This window comes from Pseudogemmobacter faecipullorum, assembly GCF_020539525.1.
In the GTDB taxonomy this organism is placed as follows: domain Bacteria; phylum Pseudomonadota; class Alphaproteobacteria; order Rhodobacterales; family Rhodobacteraceae; genus Pseudogemmobacter; species Pseudogemmobacter faecipullorum.
On sequence record NZ_JACDXX010000018.1, the window covers coordinates 28499 to 46228 of the forward strand.

A 17730-nucleotide genomic window follows, 5' to 3' on the forward strand; every position below is an offset into this window, starting at 1 on the left:
GATCATCCTTTCTTCGCGGAGAGCCTGTCAGCTGCCCGATTGAACCTCTCCAGCGCAGCGAGGGCGCGGTTGCGGCCTTCGGCCAGCAGGGGCGCGGTGTCTGCGCTTGTCCATCTCGCGGGGCTGTTCCAGGACGCGGGCAAGGTGGACACATAGGCCCGCGCACCCTCGCCTTGCAGCCAGTGGTCGCGGTAGCGGCTGTCCGGGTCAAAACTCGCTGCCTGCTTTTCCGGATTAAAGATGCGGAAAAACGGCGAGGCATCCGGGCCACAGCCGGCCACCCATTGCCAGTTCATCGCATTGGCCGCGGGGTCCCAGTCAGTCAGACTGTCCGCGAAATGGTGCAGCCCGATGCGCCAGTCAGTCAGCAGGTGTTTGGTCAGCCAGCTTGCCACCACCATCCGCACGCGGTTGTGCATCCGCCCGGTCACCCGCATTTCGCGCAGACCCGCATCGACCAGTGCGATGCCCGTCTCTGCCCTGGCCCAGGCAGTGGCGGCAGGGCTTTCGCCTGCCCAGGGGAAGGCCGCCCATTCTTGGCGCCAAGGGGCCTCCGGCATCTGCGGGAAGGCCAGCAGCAGATGCCAGGCAAATTCGCGCCACAATACCTCAGAGAGGAATTTCTCGCTGCCTGCGGCTAGGGATGGCTCGACCTCACCCCTCAGGCTTGCCGTGGCCCAGATGCGGCGCGGGCTGATCTCCCCCAGAGCGAGGTGCTCGGAAAGGCCCGAGGTTGCGTCGATATCGGGGCGGTCGCGATGGGAGGGGTAGTCCCGGACGCAGTCAAGGAAATCTTCCAGCCGCCCGAAGGCGGCGGCCTCCCCTGCGGGCAGCGCGTGTTCTGCCAGCACGGCCGCACCGCGATACATATCCGGCGCGAGGTTCAGGGTTCCCGCGCGCAGATCCCCGATTGCAGGCAGAGCCGTCAATTGCCCGGGAGGCGCCAGCGGGCGATCCGGCCCGGCCTGCCGCACGGCACGGGCGAAGGGGGTATAGACCTTGTAACTGCCGCCCGCGCCGGTGCGAATCCGGGAGGGATGGATCAGGAGGTGCCCAGGATGCAGGTGCAGCCGAACCGGCCCACCGCCGAGCGCATCACTCAAAGCCGCCTGCACCCTTTGCTGCGCAGGCGCGGGCCAGTCATTCTGGTGAATGCTCGTCGCGCCGAGGCGGGTAGCGAGGGCTGGCAGCAGATCTGCCGCCTCGCCCTCCAGCACGGTGATATGTCCGCCGGTCCGCGCCGCCCAGGCGGCATCAAAGGCGGCAAGCGCCCGCCCCAGCCGCCAGCGGCTGGCAGAGCCTTGCGCCCGGGTCGCCGCATCGAGGATGAAAACCGGCAGGACAGGGCCATCGGCGCAGGCCGCCGAAAGCGCCGCGTTGTCATCAAAGCGGAAGTCGCGGCAAAGCCAGAGGATCGCGGGCATGGTCATGCTGCCATCGCCAGCTCATTGGCGTGGCTGTATTCCACCTGCACCACATCCGTCCGCCCGGTGGCGAACGTCGCGGCGCAGCCCTCGAGGTAATAGCGCCAGCCGCGCAGGAAGGCCGCGTCATAGCCAAAACGGTGGATACGCGGCGCGGCCTCGGCCATGCGGGCGGCCCAGATCCGGCAGGTGCGGGCATAGTCCTGCCCAAAGGAGAAACTGTGGCGCAGCGCCAGCCCGGCCTTTGCGCCCTGATGCGCGAGGATCGCCGGGCTGGGCAACATGCCGCCGGGAAAGATATGCTGGCGGATGAAGTCGGATCGTTTGCGATAGACCGAGAATTCGGCATCCGGGACCGTGATCGCCTGCAAAACCGCCCTGCCTCCCGGCGCGAGGCGGGCTTTCAGCGTGGCGAAATAGGCGGGCCAGTAGCGCTCGCCCACCGCCTCGATCATCTCGACCGAGACGATATTGTCGTATTGCCCGCTGGCATGGCGATAGTCCTGCAACCGGATCTCGGCGCGCCCGTCCAACCGCGCATCGGCATAGCCCTTTTGCGCCGGCGAGAGCGTCAGCCCGGTCACATGGCGGCCGGTATTGGCGGCCGCCTCGGCAAAGCCGCCCCAGCCGCAGCCGATTTCCAGGATCCGCTCGCCGGGCGCAAGACGGGACAGGATGCGGTTGTTTTTCCGGGCCTGCGCGGTCTCCAGATCATCCGTGCCGTCAAACAACGCCGAGGAATAGCTCATGCCGGGGTCGAGCCAGAGCTGATAGAATTCATTCCCGACATCGTAATGCGCGCGGATATTACGCGACGACCCCGTCAGCGAATTGGCACGCAGCCGGTCGGTCATGCGAAAGCGCAGACCGGCCAGCAGCCCCTGCCTGCCGTGCCCGCCGAGATGGTCAAGGTTGCGGATCGCGAGCACCAGCAACGCCTCCAGATCCGGGCTGTCCCAATGACCGGCGATATGGCTCTCGCCAAATCCGACATCGCCGCGCTGCGCCAGCGCAGACAGCATGGCCCAGTCGGTGATATGGATCACGGCCTCGGGGCCTTGGGTTCCGAACTGGTGGCGATGGCCTTCGGGGGTGGTCAGGGCAAGACGCCCGTGGCGGATGCCCTCAAGCGAGGCGAAGAAACGGTTTCTAAGCAGGCTCATCAGCTGATTTCCTCATTCGGGGGCGCGGGCAGGCGACGATAGGCCGCCCCTTTCAGGCGCAGGCGCAGGGCCTGCCAATAGATCAGGGCCACAATCCGCAGCGCCCCGCCCGGACGGCGCAAGGCGGCGGCCATGAGCGATGATTGTTTCAGGGGCCGGGGTGTCGCGTGCAGGGTGGCGACCAGACCTTCTGCTCCGTTTATCTGCCGGATCAGCACCGCAACCTTGTCGTTGGTGACAGTGAAACGGAACTCATAGCCGCCCGCAACCTCCTGAAAAGGTGAGACATGGAACAGCTTTTCGGTGTTGAGCCGGTCTTCGGGCCGGATTGGCGCGAAACCGTTATGGTGGCACAGATAGGAATGGCGCTGACCGAAGGTATTGTTCACCTCGGCAATCACTGCCAGAAGATCCGGGCCGCGCAACACCATCCAGAAGCTGACCGGATTGAACCAGAAGCCGAGAAAACGTGGCTGCGCCATCAGCGCGAGGGTCATTGTGTCATCGCGTGTCAGCCCCGCCTGTTCCAGCGCCGCCCATGCCCAGGCCGCCCCTTCGCCCGCCTTGCGCCTGCCGCCATGATCTGGCTGATGAAAGCTGAAAAGTCCCATACGTCCCAGCCGGAACAGGCCCTGCGGGCGGGCGGCCCCGGGCGAGAGCAGCAGATAATCCACGCGATAGCGAAAGGCGTGGCGCAGCGCCCCGCGTCTGGCATGGCTGACATCTGCCGTCAGATGCAGCACCTTTCCCCCGGTCAGGATGGATGCGAGATCACCCATCCCCTAGACCGTCGCGGGCGAGAGCTGGTGGGCGATCCGCATGGCGCTGGCAAATCCGTCCTCATGGAAACCATTGCGCAGCCAGGCACCGGCAAACCAGGTCTGCCGCTGGCCCTGCATCCCCCGCAAAGCGGTCTGGGCGTTCAGCGCGGCATGGTCAAAGACCGGGTGGCGGAAGACCGTCTCATCATAGATCAGCGCCGGGTCGATGGCCGCGCCGGGATTGAGCGAGACGAAAAGCGGGTCTGCTTCAGGCAGCGATTGCAACCGGTTCATCCAATAGGTGACGCCCACCGTCTTACCCGAGGTAGGATCATCATCGCGGTAGATCCAGGAGCTCCAGCATTTGCGGCGGGTTGGCATCACTTGCGGATCGGCATGCAGCACGGCGCGGTTGTCCTGGAATTTTACCGCACCCAGGGCGGCGGCCTCTGCCGCCGAGGGGTCGCTCAGCAAAGCCAGCGCCTGATCGGCATGGCAGGCCATAACCACGTGGTCAAAGCTCTCTGCCGTGCCGTCGGTCTGAACGACCACCCCGGTATCGCTGCGTGTGATCGCGCGGACCGGGGTCGCTGGCCGCAGGCTGACTCCAGCCGCCGCCAGCCGATCCGTGAGCAGGGTCACATAGCTGATGCTGCCTCCCGAAACCGTCCACCACTGATGCTGACCGCCACGCGACATCAGCGCGTGATTGGACATGAATCGCAAAAGTGCCTCTGCCGGGAAGGCACCGATCTGGCGCGCAGGTGTCGACCAGATCGCGCCGCAGATCGGATAGAGATACTGGTCGCGAAACCGTAGGCCGAGGCCCAGTTCGCGGATCAACTGGTCGATGGTCAGTTCGGGACGGCCCCGTGTCGCAGCCTCGGCCTCTGCGTTAAAGTGCAGGATGTCGCGGATCATCCGGTGAAAGCCGGGCCGCAACAGGTTCGATCGCTGCGCGAAAACCGCATCCAGAGAGCGCAGCGCATATTCCACCCGGCCATGATCCAGCGAGACCCCAAAGCTCATGTCGCTGCGCTGCACCGGCACATCCAGATCGCGAAACATCGCCGTCAGATGCGGGTAATTGGCGTAATTGAAGACGATAAAGCCGGTATCGACCGCCACATCGCCGCGCCGCCCGGCCATAACAGTACGGGCATGGCCTCCGAGGCGCGGGGCTGCCTCATAGAGCGTGACCTGATGGTGGCGCGACAATAGCCAGGCGGAGGACAGGCCGGAAATGCCGCCGCCGATGATGGCGATTCTCTGCGGTGCGCCGCGGGATGCGTCAAAGGGCAAGGCGATCTCCTTCGGTCCTGTCGAGAGGAATACGCAACCCTCAGGGTAACAGATCATCACCCGGCGTAAAAAACTCCTGCACCCGCAAATTATGTGACGCGGTGATCTGATCCGTGCGCTGCGACGTAATCCGCTCCATGATGCAAGATGACCGCAGCAGCCAGATTGTGATAGCGCCGCCCGAGATCAGGGGCGCAATGCATCATGGCGATGCGCGACCGGCATCCGAGGAGAACGGCTTTTTGTCCGATGACAAGACCAGCCCGACGCAGCCCACGCTCTGGCTGCTTGCCGTGCGCGACCGCCGCGACCGCGCGGCCTTCATGCAGCTTTTTGAGCATTTCGGCCCAAGGCTGAAGGCCATGCTGATCCGGGGCGGCCTGCGTGACGGCAGCGCCGAGGATGTCGTGCAGGATGTCATGCTGACAGTCTGGCACAAGGCCGCACAGTTCGACCCGCACCGCGCCGAGGCCAGCGCCTGGATCTACCGCATCGCCCGCAACCGCCGTATTGACCTCGCCCGCCGCAAGCCGCCGCCCGAACCCGATCCGCTGGCCGAACCCGAAGGATCCGAGCCCGATGCGCCGCAGATCCTTGCGCTTGGGCAGGAGGCCACACTTTTGCGCCGCGCGCTGGAGGCATTGTCGCCCGATCAGGCAAAGGTGCTGGAACAGGCCTATTTCGAGGATCTGCCGCACAGCCGCATCAGCGAGATGACCGGCCTTCCGCTGGGCACGATCAAATCCCGGATCCGGCTGGGGCTGGAACGACTGCGGCGCGACCTGAAAGATCTGAGGCAGCCATGACCACGATCACGCATCACATTTCTGACGATCTGCTGGACGCCCATGTCACCGGCAATCTGCCGCACGCCTTTTCGGTTGTCGTCGCGGCGCATCTGTCACTTTGCGATGCCTGCCGGGCGCGTGCTGAAGCCGCCGAGATGCTGGGCGGCGCGCTGCTCGACCGGGTGAACCCGCGCGCCATGAGCCCAGGGGCAAAAGACCGGCTGCTGGCAGCGCTGGATGATACTCCGCCGCCCCCGGCCGCAATCGCACGCTCCGGCATCTTTCCGGCACCGGTGATGCAGGCGCTGGACGGTCAGCCGCCGAAATGGCGGATGCTGGGCGGCGGCATCCGTCAGCAGATCCTCTCGGCGGATCGGGAAGGGTCGTTGCGCCTCCTTTACATCCCGGCGGGCCGGGCTGTGCCCGAGCACAGTCATGGCGGGCTGGAGCTGACGCTGGTCCTGCAAGGCAGCTTCTCTGACAGCGAGGGACGGTTTGGCGTCGGAGATGTCGAAACCGCCGGCGATGAGGTCGATCATCAGCCTGTCGCCGGAATGGAAGGCCCCTGCATCTGTCTGGCCGCAACCGATGCGCCTTTGCGGTTCCGCGCGATGATCCCGCGCCTGCTGCAACCGCTGTTCCGGATCTGAGCCGATGGGGTTCAGCGGCAAAACCATCTGGATCATCGGGGCCAGCGAAGGGATCGGCGCGGCCCTCGCCCGCGCCTTTGCACGAGAGGGCGCGACGCTGACCCTGTCGGCGCGCAACGCGACCGCGCTTGAAGCACTTGCCACAGACTGCGGCGGGGCGCGGGTTCTGCCTTTGGACCTTGCGATGCCCGGCGCGCTTGCCGCGGCCTGTGCCGGGATCGCTGCGGGCAGCCTCGATGCGGTGATCTGCACTGCCGCGCTTTACGATCCCGGCCTGATTGCCGACCTCGACCCCGAGGCGACGGCGCGGCTGGTGGCAGTGAACCTTCTTGGCAGCTTTGATGTCGCGCGCCTGACCCCGCCGCTGATCCGTGATGGCGGCCAGCTGGTGTTGTTCGGATCTGTCGCGGGCTATCTGGGATTGCCGGGAGGCCAGCCCTACAGCGCGACCAAGGCGGCGGTGAACAACCTGGCCGAGAGCCTGCGGGTCGAGCTGGCCCCCCGCGTCGATGTGCGGCTGGTCTGCCCCGGGTTCGTCAGCACGAGGCTTACGGACAAGAACGCCTTCACCATGCCCGCGATCATCACCCCGGAGGTTGCGGCTCAGGCCGTGATCCGCGGATTGCAGACCCGCGCCTTCGAGCTGCATTTCCCCAAGCGCTTCACCTTTGCCATAAAGCTCCTGCGGCTGCTGCCCTATGCGCTCTCGCTGCGTCTGACCGCACGCCTTGCGGTCAGGAAACCCGACCGCTGAGCGCTGCCACCCCCGCCCAGGCAGCAAATCCGCTCAGGAAGGTGCCCCAAAGCCCGTCCACCACAACCTGCTTCCAGGACCAGTCCGCCAGGGTGGCGTAATTCGTCATTTCATAGGTGCCATAGCACATCGCGCCAAGGAGCGCCCCGCAGAAAAGCGCCTGCATCGGCGCCCCCGCCTTCAGCGCGGGCCAGGAGACGAACAGCAAAAGCCCGGCGACATAGAACAGGTAGAACACCGCCGCCGGTCCCAGCCGCAAGGGGGAGGCGAAGAGATGCCCGACATGCGGCTCGAACACCGGGCGCACGATGTAGCGGATGCCCAGCATATCGAGCCCCAGGAAGACTGTCGCCGTGACCGTGTAGAGCAAAATCACATTCAGCATGGGGAACCTTTAATGTTGCGGCTCTATCGCGCGGGCAGGGTTCAGATGCGCAGCTTCGTGCTGGCGGGGCTTTGGGTGCCTTTGCGCATCGGATTCTCGTGTTTGTTGTGCTATACGGCTGAACCCGCGCGCCGGATCAGCCTAGCATGAACAAATTCTGGCAAGGTCAGAGGATGAGCCACCTCACGGCACCTTCACCTGTCACAAGGGTCTGTTGCATTAACTCTGCGCCTGCGGATTGAAGTGGCGATCACTGTTATCACGCGGCTTGGGGAAAGAGATTAGCGACGAAGGCGATCTCGTTAGCTACCCCGTGAACTGGCCCCTGTTTCGACCGGACACCCAGGCCTGAACATGAAGGCTTAGGCTTATGCCTGAGGACATGCTTATGGCTAAGGTAGAGATCATCACCGATGGCTGCCGTCGGCGGCGCTGGAGCGCGGCTGAGAAGCTGCGGATTGTCGAGGAGACGCTGGAGGATCCCGCCAGCATCTCGATCGTAGCGCGGCGCAATGGCGTTGCGCCGAACCTGCTGTATCGTTGGCGGCGTCTGATGCTCGAAGGGGGAAGCGTCGCTGTGACCGAGGATGACGATGTCACCAGCAATCGTGTTGTGCGCGAGCTGGAAACGCGGATCCGCGAGCTGGAACGCCAGCTCGGGCGCAAGACCATGGAAGCGGAGATCCTGCGCGAGGCGCTGGACAAGTCACGGGTAAAAAAACCGACCTTGCTCGTGCGGTCGCCGCTGAAGGGCGATTTCCAGTGAAGGCCGTGGCAGAGACGCTGGGCGTGGCGCGGTCGAACCTGATCGACCGCCTGCATGGCCGTAGCAAACCGCGGCGGGGGTATCGCAAGGCCGAGGATGCCGACCTGGTGCCCCAGATCATGGCCATGGTTGCCGCGCGGCCGACCTATGGCTACCGCCGGATCACCGCAATCCTGAACCGACAACGGCGGTCCGAGGGTGCCATGCCAGCAAACCACAAGCGCGTCTACCGGATCATGAAGACCCATAACCTGTTGCTGGCGCGTAAATATTCCGAACGGCCAGAGCATGTCCGCGACGGCAAGATGATCGTGATGCGCTCGAACCTGCGTTGGTGCTCGGACGGGTTCGAGTTCACTTGCTGGAACGGCGACGTCATCCGTGGGGCCTTCCTCATCGACGCCCATGATCGCGAGATCATCTCTTGGCGGGCAGTGGTGAATGCCGGGATCAGCGGCTCCGATATCCGCGATCTGCTGCTCGAAGCCGTCGAGCGGCGGTTCTCGGCCCTGCGCGCACCATCGGTCATCGAAATTCTCACCGATAACGGCTCACCTTACATCGCCAAGGAAACGCAGGTCTTCGCGCGTCAACTCGGCCTGAAGCCTTGCTTCACGCCCGTGCGCAGCCCGCAGAGCAACGGCATGTCCGAGGCTTTCGTCAAAACCCTGAAGCGTGACTACGTGCAGGTTACGCCGCTGCCAGACGCCGAGACGGTCCTTGGATTGATCGGGTCATGGATCGGGGATTACAATGATAACCACCCGCACTCAGGGCTGAAGATGCGCTCGCCCCGCGAATTCATCGCAGCTCAAACTGCAACCGCCTGAGTGTCCGGTCAAACGGGGGCAAGACCACCTTGTCTTTCCGTCGCTTCCGCGTGAAAATCAGTTGATAGAGTTTATGCTGGAAAGATCTAGGTGATTTTGCGAACTTCAAATCGCAATGAGAAAATCTGAACAATGGGGAGTCTGACATGACCAAGCCGGAAGATTACAAGAACGCACCCACAACCCGGGAAGCCGCTGAGCTGCAGCGGAAGCTTTCAACGACTCCCCCAGAGAAGCACGGTGAGTGCCCTGTAACGCGTATGACCACAAACGCGGGTGCACCGGTTGTTGATAACCAGAACAGCCTGACCGCCGGGCCGCGCGGGCCACTGCTCGCTCAAGATGTATGGCTACATGAGAAGCTTGGCAACTTTGTGCGCGAGGTGATCCCTGAGCGCCGTATGCACGCAAAGGGTTCGGGGGCGTTCGGAACATTCACAGTGACGAACGATATCACTAAGTACACGCGGGCTAAAATCTTCAGTGCAATCGGTAAGAAGACCGAAATGTTCGCGCGGTTCACTACGGTTGCTGGCGAACGCGGTGCGGCTGATGCCGAGCGAGACATTCGAGGCTTCGCGCTTAAATTCTATACCGAAGAGGGAAACTGGGATATGGTCGGCAATAATACGCCGGTCTTTTTCATTCGCGACCCCCGCAAGTTTCCCGATCTAAACAAAGCAGTGAAGCGCGACCCTCACACCAATATGCGCTCAGCCAGGAATAATTTCGATTGGTGGTCTCTGCTGCCCGAAACACTGATGCAGGTCACCGTTGTTATGAGCGATCGTGGCATTCCCCGCAGCTATCGCCACATGAACGGCCACAGTTCGCACACTTACAGCTTCTGGAATGAAGCTGGCGAGCGTTTCTGGATCAAGCTTCATTTTCTCACCCAGCAGGGGATCGAGGATCTGACCGATGCACAAGCCGAAGTAGTTGTAGGTAAGGACCGCGAAAGTCACCAGCGCGACCTGTTCGACGCGATCACGCAAGGCGATTTTCCCAAGTGGAAGATGTTTGTGCAGGTGATGCCCGAAGCCGATGCCGAAACCTATCGTATTCATCCATTCGACCTTACCAAGGTCTGGCCGAAGAGCGACTACCCCATGATCGAAGTCGGCGAATTTGAGTTGAACAGAAACCCAGACAACTTCTTTGCCGATGTCGAACAGGCTGCCTTTGCCCCAAGCAATCTCGTTCCGGGAATCGGCGCATCACCTGATCGCATGCTGCAATCGCGCCTGTTCAATTATGCTGATGCTCAACGTTATCGACTGGGCACCAACTTCCATCAAATTCCGGTGAACAGGGCTCGCTGTCCGGTGAACAGTAACCATCGCGACGGCATCGGCCGGGTCGACGGAAATTACGGCGGGTTGCCGCATTATGAGCCGAACAGCTATGGGCAGTGGCAGGAACAGCCCGAGTTCCGAGAGCCGCCGCTCAAGATTCGTGGTGATGCGGATTACTGGAACTATCGTGAGGACGATGACGATTATTTCAGCCAGCCCAGAGCTTTTTTCCGCTCAATGAACGATGCACAAAAGCAACGGCTGTTCGACAATACCGCGCGCGCGTTGGGCGATGCGCCGGATTTCATTAAAGATCGCCATGTCGGCAATTGCACGAAGGCTGATCCCGCATATGGGGCAGGTGTCGCAGCCTCGCTGAAAGCGTTAGCCCTGACCTCAAGAGGCCTGTTCGAGCCTCCGCAGGTGGAGCCGGAATGCCCGAAAAATTCGCCTGGAGCCGACGATATCGAGTTGTGACGTCCAATTAAATACAATCGGGAACCGCCCACATTCGGCCGGTTCCCGCCTTCGCTTAGCTCCGCCCGGCCGTCATTTTCCGCCCCGCACCAGATCGCGCAGCGTGGCAATTAGGACCTCGGTTTCCTCCGAAGTGCCGATGCTGATCCGCAGCCCTTTTGCGGTGCGCGGGCCGTCGAACCAGCGCAGCCAGACATTTTGCTCGGCCATGCTCTGAATAGATGGGGTGGTTGCCGTCCGCCCCCTATCCGCAGGCGCCAGCTGTGTCATGCTAGTCCTGCGACACATTCAGTGGAGGACGGTCTTCTGTGGTTGCCGTCCTTGAAGCAAGCAGATTTTGACGTCTGGGTCGGATCGAGTGCGGTCTTCTGTCAGGCCTCTCTTTGCGGCTTTCTCGAAGGCCGCGGGCCGATATGGAGATCAGCGTGATCGGGTCCAAATCTATTCAGCGAGCTGCTGGGCTCGTAGCCCCTAACTGGTTTTCCCAATCCTGATCTGTTCGATCATTTCCCATATAGTCAGCGTCTTCTCACTCCGTCTTGCCAGCTACATTAGTGATGCGGTCATACCGCCGCTAATGCATCTGGATCCTGATAATCTTTGTTTTTGGTCAGCATGGGCCAAAGCTGACGCGCCATCTTGTTTGCCAATGCGATGGCGGCCAACATCTTCGGCTTGCGGTGCATTAGCCTACCCAGCCAGCTAGGCGCCGCTATGTTCCGAGCGCCTCTTCCTATAACTCGAGACATCGCGCCAATGATGAGCAACCGGCGTATATCGGTTTGGCCAGCCTTCGAAACTCGCCCCAAACGCTCTTTGCCACCCGACGAATGCTGTCTTGGCACCAATCCCAACCAAGCGGCAAAGTCCCGCCCAGAGCGAAACTCGTTTAGGTTAGGAGCAAAGGCTTCAACCGCCAGTGCAGTCATGGGCCCCACGCCCGGCATTGTTTGCAAGCGGCGAGCGGTGTCACTATCTGCCGCCAATGTGGACAGCAATTTTGTTTTTGCCGCGATACGGCTGCTCAGCTCTCCGATTAACGCCAGGATATCAGTGCACTCATCAACCATGATTTTAGGCAGATCGTCACCATGTTCGGTCAGCCAAGATGCCATTTTCTGCGTCTGGTTCATGCCGATCGGAAAAACGACGCCATATTCATAGAAGTTGGCACGCAGGGCGTTCATCAATTCCGTGCGCTGGCGGACCAGCCGCTCGCGCCCTCGAAATACTGCGGCGCGGGCCTGCTGGTCCTCGGATTTTGGGGAGACGAAACGCATTTCCGGCTGACGGGCTGCAATGGCAATCGCCTCCGCGTCAGCCGCATCATTTTTCTGTCGCTTCACAAAAGGACGGACATATTGTGGTGCAATGAGTTTAGCCTGGTGGCCAAAAGATTTGGCCTCCCGTGCCCAGTAACTGGCACTGCCACAGGCCTCAAAAACAACGAGGCACGGGGGTAAGCCAATGAGGAAAGAGCGGAACTGCTCACGGCTTAACTTTTTACGATAGAGCACATCGCCCGAACGAGTTGCCCCATGCACTTGAAAAACGCGCTTCGCCAAGTCCACGCCTATAATCGTATCCTTCATAGACCGTCCTCCACTGAATGTGTCGCAGGACTAGCATGACACAGCTGGCGCCTGCGGATAGGGGGCGGACGGCAACCACCCCAACTATTCAAGCGCTGTTCGCGCGCGGCGCGACGGCGGGTGAGCGCGCGGCAGCGGGCGCCGCGCGGGATCGTCTGCAGGCGAAACTGGCGTCATCCCCGGCCAGCGCGCCGGAGACCGAGTTGCAATACACTTTCCCCGACATCTGGTCGGTGCGGATTTTCGTGGCGCTGTGCCGCAAACACGGGGTCAAGCCCTACCGCTATCCACGCCAGCGCCGCACCACGGTCATGGTCCGGGTGCGGCAAGCCGAGTTCGAGCGCCTGGTTGCCGAAGAGTTCCGGACGCTGCACCGGGAACTCACCAGCTATTTCAACGAGACGGTCGAGCATCTGATCGCCGATGCCATGAACTCCGACGGCGATGACGAGACGCTGGAGCAGTGCCAGCTACCGGGGTGACCCGGGATCTGGCGCGCGGCGCGGGACACATGGTGCCTCTGCCCCTCACGCTTTGGGCGCATGCTGCGCGAGAATTGACGCCGTTTTCAGCACGGCGGCCTCGACGGCCTGTCGTCCCTCGCCATTGCTGCCAAACGCCGTGAGATCGACCCGGATTGGCTCGGGCGGGGCAGAGGCAGCCGCACGGCGTAACGGTGCACGCAGGATCGGTGCAGCGGGCGCCGGCTCGACCATGCGTTTCCGGGCCTTCTTACTCGGAACGCCGGCAACCACGCCCAATTCGCGCGACAGACGTTCGACGGTTTCCTCGGTCTCCTTCAGGCGCGCCTCGTAGCGCAGTTTCTCGGCATCAGGATAGGGATGGCTCCCCGACTGCCCGGCATGCAGTGCCTTCAGATCGGGATCCTCATAATATTTGATCCGTCTTGCTCGAATAGGCATCTGGGCATCGACGACGAGGATCACCTCGTCCAGATCCAACCGCCGCGCCTCATCCTCATTGAGGAGCGGTGTTTCCTCGGTGCGCTCGGTCACGCTCCGCCCCTCGAAAGGGTTACGTCCCACCGAGCGAGACCGGGTGACCACCCGTTTGGTCGTCTTGCCGACCGCCTGGCTCAGCTCTTCGATTGTCTTCTGGTCGGATGGGGTCAAATAAAGCTTCACCCCTGCTCCACCCTGCAGCGAGCGGCGGGTGTTCTCGCCATAGATCTCGTCCAATGCCGGGATGGTCTGGGTGACGATGGCGAGATTGCCGCCATAGGAGCGCAGCGTCTTGATGCTCTCGGCCACGATCGGCATCTTCCCCAGGCGGTCGAATTCATCGAGCATGATCATCACCGGCCAGGGCTCATCCTCCCGGGGTTCCGCAGCCTGCAGCGATGCAATCAGATCCGAGAAGAACAGCCGGATCAGGGGCGCCAGTGGCCCGACCATTTCTGATTCCACCACCAGATAGATCGCATGCGGCTGGCGGCGGATCTCCCGGAAGGAGAAGTCAGAGGTCGCAGTTGCCGCGTCAATCGCCCGGTTGTCCCAGGTATCGAGGCCAGAGGTCATCAGGAGCGAGAGGTAGGAGGTCAGGGTGTCGTTGTTGGTCGAGGCCATGCGTTCAAAGATCAGCTTGGCCGAAGGGTTCTTCACCTCCTCTGCCCGCTTCAGGAACTCCAACTGCTTGTTCCCACCCGACGCCGTGATGCGGTAGATCTCACCGATGGTTGGGTTGCCACGCTCGAAGGCCAGCAGCCCCGCTGCTACAAAAAGATCGATCCCGCCAGCGAGCAGGCCGCTGAGCTTTTCGTTGTCGGTCTGCAGGAAGAGCTTGGCGGTCAGCTTCAACTCCATCTGCTGGCGATCAGGGTTCTTCAGGGCAGCGATGCGTGCCAGCGGGTTGTAGCGATGCGTCGGTCGCTCCCAATCGGTGGGCGCGAAGCGGAACACCTTGTCTCCGGTGGAGGCTCTGAAACGCGAGGTTTCGCGGAAGTTCTCGCCCTTGACGTCGAGCACCACGGCCGAGCCTCGATAGGTCAGGAGGTTCGGGATCACGAAGCCAACACCCTTGCCCCTGCCGGTCGGGGCCACGACCAGCGCATGCGGGAACGTCCGCGAGACAATAAATGGCCTCTTCGATTTCGGGGAGCCCATCTTGCCGAGCAAGAACCCGGCACCTGGCCCGGCGAAGAAGCCGTTGCGCGTCATCTCGGCCCGACTTTGCCAATGCGTGGTGCCGAAGCGGGTCAGCGCATCGCCGAGCATGGTCGCGGTAAGGAGGAGGGCCGCGAGGCCCGTCCCGAGGATGATGCCGTTCACCCAGAGGAAATCCTGCGGGGCCGAGGTTCTCAGCCCCAGCCAGTTCCGCGCCAGCAGGGTGAGATCAAAGTTGCTCGTCGAGTATCCAAATTGGACGGCAAAATAGATCGTCGCCAGTACATAGCCGATGGCAAGCCCGAGGAGGGTCAGAACCACTGCGCCCAACAGCATGCGACCCTTATCCATGGGTGATCCCCTTCTCACCATGGGAGAGGGAATGCCGCAGATCCTCGCCGTGGCGCTCTTCCACGATCCGCTCGAGCACCCGGTCCATTGCCGGATCATTGGCATGAACTTCCATGGCCTCGAGATAGGCCCGCGCCAGCTGCAGCTGTTCCAGCGCATTTGGGGTGAGCCGGTCCAGCACTTTGGCGTCGCCGCGATGCAGATCATTGATTTCGGCTGGCGTCAGGCGATCATTGACCTGCTCGACGAAGCGGTGTCGCGCCGCATCCGAGGCCAGATCGACCTTGCCGTCGGCGGCCTGTCGCAAGGCGGAGGCCAGTTGGGGCGCTGTCGCATCCAGATTGCGGCGTTCCGCGTGGGCCTGACGGGTGTCGTCCTCAACCTCGGCCAGCCTCTCGATGATCCGCTCGCGGGAGGCGCCTGCGGCATGGAGCTGGTTGATCTCCCGGCTGACGGCATCGCGGATCTGCTCCTGGGGGGTCTCGGCCCGCAAGCGCGCCATCTCACGTAGCTCCTCCGTGATCGGGCCGAGGCGGATCGACGGATCACGCTGGGCGAGATCCATGTCTCCGGCATGGAGGGTTCGATGTGCCGCCCGAACGCCACTCGCCGGGGGCTGGATGACATCGGTGGCCTTTTCCCAGGCCATGGTCGCAATTTCGGCATGCTGGGGCGAGCGCTCGGCAAAGCGATCGAAGGCCTCTTTCGCCTCGGCCACCTGCTTTTCGCCATCGCGCCGGACACGCGGATCATCGGAATAGGGATAACTGAAGTCCGTCCGCTGGAACTGTTTGACCAGCGCCCGGAACTCCTCCCGTTCCGCCGGGCTGAAAATATCTGGCTCACTGCGCAGGGTTTCGTTATCAGCCGAAACCTTGTGGGCGGAGGTCTCCGACAGCCGCGCCCCCTCTTCCCTTTCCGGCCCTTCCCTCTCCACATCCTCCACAACCCGCAGGACGCGGGCCTCGGTCAGCACATCTCCCAGCTTGCCATGAACCGCCTCAAGACGGTCCATCGCCTGATCACGCTGCGCGGTGTCACGCAGATCAAGCTGCTCTTCCTTCGCGATGGACCGCAGATCCTGCGCAAGCCATTGCTGCTCCAGCGCCGCATTGCCCGCACCCTCACGCATCCGGGCCAGAACCGCATCGCTATCGATCCCTGTCCCCTGTATGGCTTCGGTGACACGGGCTTTGAGACCTGGGTCCTCGAGCTGGTCTCTGTGGGCCTCGACCAGGTTCGGCGCAGCATAGATCCCATCGCGGGATGCTGGCTCATGCAATGTGTCGGAGCGATCGCCCAACGGCTGCAGATGCGAGACCTCGCGCAGCACATCAGTCAGTTTACGCTCGATCAGCGGGCGCTCGGTGGCAGAGGCCCGCTCGATCAGCCCTTCGATCTGGCGGATGTTCTGCGAGAACCGATCGATCAGTTGGTCGAAATCATGAACTTCATCACTCATATACAACACTCCGTCAGACTGGATACGATCACCCCGGGCAAGCACATCCCCGGCCCGGGACAGGGCTTCCGCAACATCGTGGAAGTTCGAACGCGAGGCCTCGGCAGCGAGACCGCGATAGATCGCGGCATTGCGCGCCACCTCGGCAATGGCGTGGTCAAAGTCGGCCCCGGTGCGCTGGCGCTCGACCGGCGCCCTGCCCTCTTCCATGGCTTTGCGGATCTCGACGTCTCTGGCGGCACGGGTCACCACCCCTCGGTCCAACCGCCGCGTGGCTTCAAGGCGCAGCCCGTGGCGCTCGGCCGCCTCGACCATGGCTTCGCGGAAAGCGTCATAGTTGAAGTGATGATCTTGCCTGAGGAAGAACATCTCGCCGTCCTTGCTGCGGCGGTTCAGCACGATATGGGCATGCGGATGAGCGCGATCTTCGTGGATCGCCGCGATGTAATCGAACTGCGCGCCGTCCCCCTCGAAGAAGCGCTCGCAGATCTCGCGGGTGATCTCCTGCGCTTCAGAGGAGCGGGTACCGATGGGGAAGGCCATCAGCAGATGGGCGGTATGCCCCAGCTTCGGCGCATGCCGCTCGCTCCACTGGTTCTCGAAGCGCCGCGCCACGCGCTCGATCTCGCTGGGCGAGAGCAGCTTCTTGCCGTCATGGGTGCCACGGGAATCGAGGATAAAGCTCGATTTGGTGGTGAGGTAGGACAGCTGGGCGCGCAGCTGCGCCCCGGTATGACACCCGCCTTGCCGGATCGCCTTGAAGATTGCTGGGGAATGACCGCGGGCCGCCCGTACCATCTGCGCCCGTTTGCCAAGACCCCCGGAAGCCGAACCCAAAACCTTGCTCCAGCCACGATCAAAAAGCGCCGGGTTGACCGCCCTCACGGCATCAGCGCGCGCCATCACGAGCCTCCCGGATCAGGGGCGCCAGCGCCTTATCCACCTCCAGTTTGAGGGCGGCCCGCCGGTTGCGGCTCATCTCCTGGACCTGGTCGGCGATGGTGAAGACCAGCCCGGCCAAAGCGCGGATCTCGGCCTTCTCCCGTCCTGTCAGAACCGCCTGCTCGCCCCTGACCCGCCCTTCGTTCAGGCGCCGGGCGATCTGGTTGATGTTGTTGCCGACCCGGTTCAGCGCCGCGCCAAGGCCGCGCAGTTCCTCTGTCATCTGCTGATCAGGCGTTAGCAGGTCACTGGCGGAGAGGACCAGAGCGCGCAGCGCATCGGAACGATGCGCGATCCCTCGCGCCGAGAGCGCAGCATCAAACCGGCGCAGCTCCGCCGCACTGAGCCTCAATCCGACGACCTGAGGCCGACTGCCGTTCGAGACCCGGCGGCCCTGAGCATAACTCACAGCGTTGTAGACCGACATCAGACTGATGCCATGGCGATCCGCCAGTTCGGCCGCCGACACACCCTCAGCCCGCTCACGCGCAATGCTGAGACGCTCTTCGGCGGTCAATCGGCGGGACCTGGCCATATTAAAGTTAACGCTCCTATTTCTTGCCAAGATCGTACAAGCCCGCCGATTCCCAGCACAAGCGGAGTCGGGCCTACGGGCTTGTACTCATTATGAAAAACCGACCCAAAGGGGCGGTTTCCTGTTGTCT

Annotated in this window: 16 protein-coding genes; 6 read left to right on the top strand and 10 right to left on the bottom strand. The window is 62.6% G+C overall.

What is annotated here, in order from left to right:
• Window positions 1-2 precede the first annotated feature (2 nt).
• From H0485_RS16695 to H0485_RS16710, 4 genes are read right to left on the bottom strand one after another with little or no spacing between them, the layout of a single operon-like run.
• A complete protein-coding gene (locus H0485_RS16695) occupies window positions 3-1430 on the bottom strand; it encodes a cryptochrome/photolyase family protein (protein WP_226937089.1) in 1428 nt (475 codons plus the stop codon).
• On the bottom strand, window positions 1427-2587 hold the full coding sequence (locus H0485_RS16700) for an SAM-dependent methyltransferase (protein ID WP_226937090.1): 1161 nt from the start codon (window positions 2585-2587) through the stop codon (window positions 1427-1429). Before H0485_RS16700 ends, H0485_RS16695 begins: the two co-directional genes overlap by 4 nt.
• Window positions 2587-3366, bottom strand: coding sequence for a DUF1365 domain-containing protein (locus H0485_RS16705; protein ID WP_226937091.1), 780 nt, complete (start codon window positions 3364-3366; stop codon window positions 2587-2589). The genes H0485_RS16700 and H0485_RS16705 overlap by 1 nt, the downstream gene beginning before the upstream one ends.
• Window positions 3367-3369: 3 nt before the next feature.
• Complete coding sequence (locus tag H0485_RS16710) at window positions 3370-4650, bottom strand: NAD(P)/FAD-dependent oxidoreductase (protein ID WP_226937092.1); 1281 nt, start codon at window positions 4648-4650, stop codon at window positions 3370-3372.
• 137 nt (window positions 4651-4787) lie between these two features.
• Between H0485_RS16710 and H0485_RS16715 the strand changes: the two genes are divergently transcribed.
• The 3 genes from H0485_RS16715 to H0485_RS16725 are packed head-to-tail and all read left to right on the top strand — an operon-like array spanning window position 4788 to window position 6842.
• Window positions 4788-5456 carry a sigma-70 family RNA polymerase sigma factor gene (locus H0485_RS16715; protein ID WP_226937093.1) on the top strand — a complete coding sequence of 223 codons (669 nt, stop codon included), beginning with the start codon at window positions 4788-4790 and terminating at the stop codon, window positions 5454-5456.
• A complete protein-coding gene (locus tag H0485_RS16720) occupies window positions 5453-6088 on the top strand; it encodes a ChrR family anti-sigma-E factor (protein ID WP_226937094.1) in 636 nt (211 codons plus the stop codon). The genes H0485_RS16715 and H0485_RS16720 overlap by 4 nt, the downstream gene beginning before the upstream one ends.
• 4 nt (window positions 6089-6092) lie before the next feature.
• Window positions 6093-6842, top strand: a complete 750-nt coding sequence (locus H0485_RS16725) for an SDR family NAD(P)-dependent oxidoreductase (RefSeq protein ID WP_226937095.1) — start codon at window positions 6093-6095, stop codon at window positions 6840-6842.
• Here the strand turns inward: H0485_RS16725 and H0485_RS16730 are convergent.
• Window positions 6823-7224, bottom strand: a complete 402-nt coding sequence (locus H0485_RS16730) for a DUF2177 family protein (RefSeq protein ID WP_226937128.1) — start codon at window positions 7222-7224, stop codon at window positions 6823-6825. The two genes, H0485_RS16725 and H0485_RS16730, sit on opposite strands and share 20 nt — an antisense overlap.
• Window positions 7225-7597: 373 nt before the next feature.
• Between H0485_RS16730 and H0485_RS16735 the strand changes: the two genes are divergently transcribed.
• Together H0485_RS16735 and H0485_RS16740 are read left to right on the top strand one after the other, a co-directional pair.
• A protein-coding gene (locus H0485_RS16735; RefSeq protein ID WP_226937096.1) for an IS3 family transposase occupies window positions 7598-8823 on the top strand; the annotation gives its coding sequence in 2 pieces (ribosomal slippage) (window positions 7598-7940 and window positions 7940-8823; 1227 coding nt in all).
• A gap of 260 nt (window positions 8824-9083) precedes the next feature.
• On the top strand, window positions 9084-10595 hold the full coding sequence (locus H0485_RS16740) for a catalase (protein WP_226937129.1): 1512 nt from the start codon (window positions 9084-9086) through the stop codon (window positions 10593-10595).
• A gap of 72 nt (window positions 10596-10667) precedes the next feature.
• Here H0485_RS16740 and H0485_RS16745 read toward each other — a convergent pair whose 3' ends face one another.
• Together H0485_RS16745 and H0485_RS16750 are read right to left on the bottom strand one after the other, a co-directional pair.
• Window positions 10668-10865 (bottom strand): hypothetical protein, encoded by a 198-nt coding sequence (locus H0485_RS16745; RefSeq protein WP_226937097.1) that lies wholly within the window; start codon window positions 10863-10865, stop codon window positions 10668-10670.
• Window positions 10866-11158: 293 nt separating this feature from the next.
• Window positions 11159-12187: an IS110 family RNA-guided transposase gene (locus tag H0485_RS16750; RefSeq protein ID WP_226937098.1), complete on the bottom strand. Its 1029-nt coding sequence runs from the start codon at window positions 12185-12187 to the stop codon at window positions 11159-11161.
• A 35-nt stretch (window positions 12188-12222) separates the two neighbouring features.
• On the opposite strand from H0485_RS16750, the gene H0485_RS16755 reads away from it, so the two are divergent.
• Window positions 12223-12669, top strand: a complete 447-nt coding sequence (locus H0485_RS16755; protein WP_226937099.1) for a hypothetical protein — start codon at window positions 12223-12225, stop codon at window positions 12667-12669.
• Window positions 12670-12714: 45 nt separating this feature from the next.
• Here the strand turns inward: H0485_RS16755 and H0485_RS16760 are convergent, their stop codons facing one another.
• Genes H0485_RS16760 through mobC form a run of 3 tightly spaced genes read right to left on the bottom strand, consistent with a single transcriptional unit; the run spans window position 12715 to window position 17600 of the window.
• Window positions 12715-14661, bottom strand: a complete 1947-nt coding sequence (locus H0485_RS16760) for a type IV secretory system conjugative DNA transfer family protein (protein WP_226937100.1) — start codon at window positions 14659-14661, stop codon at window positions 12715-12717.
• A complete protein-coding gene (locus H0485_RS16765) occupies window positions 14654-17026 on the bottom strand; it encodes a relaxase/mobilization nuclease domain-containing protein (RefSeq protein WP_226937101.1) in 2373 nt (790 codons plus the stop codon). The genes H0485_RS16760 and H0485_RS16765 overlap by 8 nt, the downstream gene beginning before the upstream one ends.
• Window positions 17013-17600: a plasmid mobilization relaxosome protein MobC gene (gene mobC, locus H0485_RS16770; RefSeq protein WP_112312947.1), complete on the bottom strand. Its 588-nt coding sequence runs from the start codon at window positions 17598-17600 to the stop codon at window positions 17013-17015. Before mobC ends, H0485_RS16765 begins: the two co-directional genes overlap by 14 nt.
• Window positions 17601-17730 lie beyond the last annotated feature (130 nt).

What these genes read in the sequence shown, in the direction of transcription:
- H0485_RS16720 (WP_226937094.1), top strand. Translation starts at nt 5,453, where the DNA reads ATGACCACGATCACGCATCACATTTCTGACGATCTGCTGGACGCCCAT.
- H0485_RS16740 (WP_226937129.1), top strand. Translation starts at nt 9,084, where the DNA reads ATGACCACAAACGCGGGTGCACCGGTTGTTGATAACCAGAACAGCCTG.
- H0485_RS16750 (WP_226937098.1), bottom strand. Translation starts at nt 12,187, where the DNA reads ATGAAGGATACGATTATAGGCGTGGACTTGGCGAAGCGCGTTTTTCAA.
- H0485_RS16760 (WP_226937100.1), bottom strand. Translation starts at nt 14,661, where the DNA reads ATGGATAAGGGTCGCATGCTGTTGGGCGCAGTGGTTCTGACCCTCCTC.
- H0485_RS16745 (WP_226937097.1), bottom strand. Translation starts at nt 10,865, where the DNA reads ATGACACAGCTGGCGCCTGCGGATAGGGGGCGGACGGCAACCACCCCA.
- mobC (WP_112312947.1), bottom strand. Translation starts at nt 17,600, where the DNA reads ATGGCCAGGTCCCGCCGATTGACCGCCGAAGAGCGTCTCAGCATTGCG.
- H0485_RS16700 (WP_226937090.1), bottom strand. Translation starts at nt 2,587, where the DNA reads ATGAGCCTGCTTAGAAACCGTTTCTTCGCCTCGCTTGAGGGCATCCGC.
- H0485_RS16715 (WP_226937093.1), top strand. Translation starts at nt 4,788, where the DNA reads ATGATGCAAGATGACCGCAGCAGCCAGATTGTGATAGCGCCGCCCGAG.
- H0485_RS16755 (WP_226937099.1), top strand. Translation starts at nt 12,223, where the DNA reads ATGACACAGCTGGCGCCTGCGGATAGGGGGCGGACGGCAACCACCCCA.
- H0485_RS16695 (WP_226937089.1), bottom strand. Translation starts at nt 1,430, where the DNA reads ATGACCATGCCCGCGATCCTCTGGCTTTGCCGCGACTTCCGCTTTGAT.
- H0485_RS16705 (WP_226937091.1), bottom strand. Translation starts at nt 3,366, where the DNA reads ATGGGTGATCTCGCATCCATCCTGACCGGGGGAAAGGTGCTGCATCTG.
- H0485_RS16765 (WP_226937101.1), bottom strand. Translation starts at nt 17,026, where the DNA reads ATGGCGCGCGCTGATGCCGTGAGGGCGGTCAACCCGGCGCTTTTTGAT.
- H0485_RS16725 (WP_226937095.1), top strand. Translation starts at nt 6,093, where the DNA reads ATGGGGTTCAGCGGCAAAACCATCTGGATCATCGGGGCCAGCGAAGGG.